Source organism: Colwellia sp. BRX10-9 (assembly GCF_014077405.1).
Classification (GTDB): Bacteria; Pseudomonadota; Gammaproteobacteria; order Enterobacterales; family Alteromonadaceae; genus Colwellia_A.
This window is the reverse complement of record NZ_JACGVV010000078.1, coordinates 1-1,910: the sequence shown is the minus strand read 5'-3', so window position 1 is coordinate 1,910 and position 1,910 is coordinate 1. Positions and strand designations below refer to the sequence as shown.

Here is a 1,910-nt window from a genome sequence, read left to right as displayed (position 1 = left end):
ACGAAGATGCCCTACAACGAATCAAAATATTTAGAAGCATTAAACCGAAGAGGATCGCCACTGTTAAAATTTGCAATAAATAGCTAAATTTTACTAGTTGTCCACCTCAGGGCGTGTTGTTATGTACATTTTATTGACCCGAAAAATCTCTATGAACTGTTACGACTATTTGTCCATCAGTAACTACTGGATTAAAATTAATGCTATCATTTTTATCATACCAACTTTGTTCTTGAATAACTTTTGAAAGCATTGCGCCTAAATACATACTATTAGACTCATCTGCTGTCATTTTTAATTTACACGCTGTAGTTTTACAAGAAAGGGACTGTATATCAAATCCATACTTGTCATCATTCTGAACTAATTCTCTAACATTTTGTTCGTATTCATAAGCCCATTCATGGTCAACTTCTTCTTGTTCAAACTCTTCATCAACATCTTGGCGAGAGTCATAATTACTTTCATCAATAATTTTTTTTGAAAAAGCCTGTAAATTCACCATCTCATCCTCAGATAGAGATTCTTCTTTTACTAAAACATCAATAGCTTCGACTTTCTCAGAATCCTTTAAATCAGTTTTTGCTACGATTAGCATTCCTTTAAATAGAAGAAATTCATTCTGCAGATTACTGAGAAGTATATTTGACTGCTCTAATTTAATTGAGTTTTTTTTATTTAATTTTTTCAAATCATTGATTATTAAATTCAATTCGTTTTTTTCTTTTTCCAGTAATTTAACAGTAACTTTTTCTGACATTAAATCATTGTACAAATATCCACCTAAGCAAACTAAAGTACTTATAATTACTGCATATACAACATTAAGCTTTTCCATTAAACATCCTTATTAAATTTAGTATGATCAGATATCTTGTCACATTCACTATCAAGTGACTCATACGATATGTACATAACGCCCCATTAAGAGGAAATTTGTAGTTGGCTAAAATGTTGAACGCAGTGAAAACAGCCAACTGTAAATTTTCCTGCTTTAATGTCTTGTTAGAAGCCATTTACCTGTAACCAAATACCAACATAAAAACACCAATAAATATTGGTAGAACAACGAAGTTTAAGAAGCTTGCATAATCCCTTTTTATGAGTGAATAAATACCAATACTAAAATGAATAATTACGATAGAGATACATAAGATGCCACTGATAATTAGTTTAAGAGTATATTCGATTTCAGGAAATAATAAATATGTAGTAATACAAGTTGGAAGAATAATTAATAATTCAGTCCAAAGAGCATTCCCGTCATTTATAAATTTTAAATACTTCTGAGCTAGATTCATTCACTGGCTTCTAACGCCACGTTAAGCGGCAAAAAATTGTTGGCTAAAATAGTGAACGGAGTGAAACAGCCAACTGTTTTTTGTCCGTTTGAACGCCTTGTTAGCTGTACTGTGCACAACTGCCAGACCAATCATATTTTATTAATTTAATAAATTGAGGATAACCCTCATCTGTTTTATATGAAACCACAACTTGTTTACCCACAATATTAACTTTAAAAGCTGGTGAATAGTAAACTTGAGTCGGTACAAAACTAGTAAATGATGCGACCCAACCATCTTTATGGGCTGTTAAAACTTTAAGCAACTCATCATATTCCTGTTCGCCTTTTGAGGTGTTTTTACCACAAAATTCAAATTCTGGAGGAATGAAGTCAATGCGAATATCTTGGTCGCGAAATACATAGAGATAAGTAGCAGTGATTAAAATCACTATAGTTACAATTAACAACTTGAGAGTTTTGATGCCATATCCTTATGTACTGCTAACGCCCCACTAAGAGGCAAATAATAGTTGGTTATAATAGAGAGCGAAGCGAACAAAACCAACTGTTATTTGTCCTGCTTGAGTGGCTTGTTATGTTGCAGCTTGCCCGCTACCTTCGAGTA

General features: G+C 32.5%; 2 protein-coding genes. Both read right to left on the bottom strand.

What is annotated here, in order from left to right; translation table 11 throughout:
* Positions 1–130 precede the first annotated feature (130 nt).
* A complete protein-coding gene (locus tag H4J69_RS19510; RefSeq protein ID WP_182217113.1) occupies positions 131–838 on the bottom strand; it encodes a hypothetical protein in 708 nt (235 codons plus the stop codon).
* A gap of 563 nt (positions 839–1,401) precedes the next feature.
* Complete coding sequence (locus H4J69_RS19505; protein WP_182252056.1) at positions 1,402–1,734, bottom strand: hypothetical protein; 333 nt, start codon at positions 1,732–1,734, stop codon at positions 1,402–1,404.
* Between the last annotated feature and the right edge of the window lie 176 nt (positions 1,735–1,910).

Coding starts and splice junctions, on each gene's coding strand:
- H4J69_RS19510 (WP_182217113.1), bottom strand. CDS start 838: ATGGAAAAGCTTAATGTTGTATATGCAGTAATTATAAGTACTTTAGTT.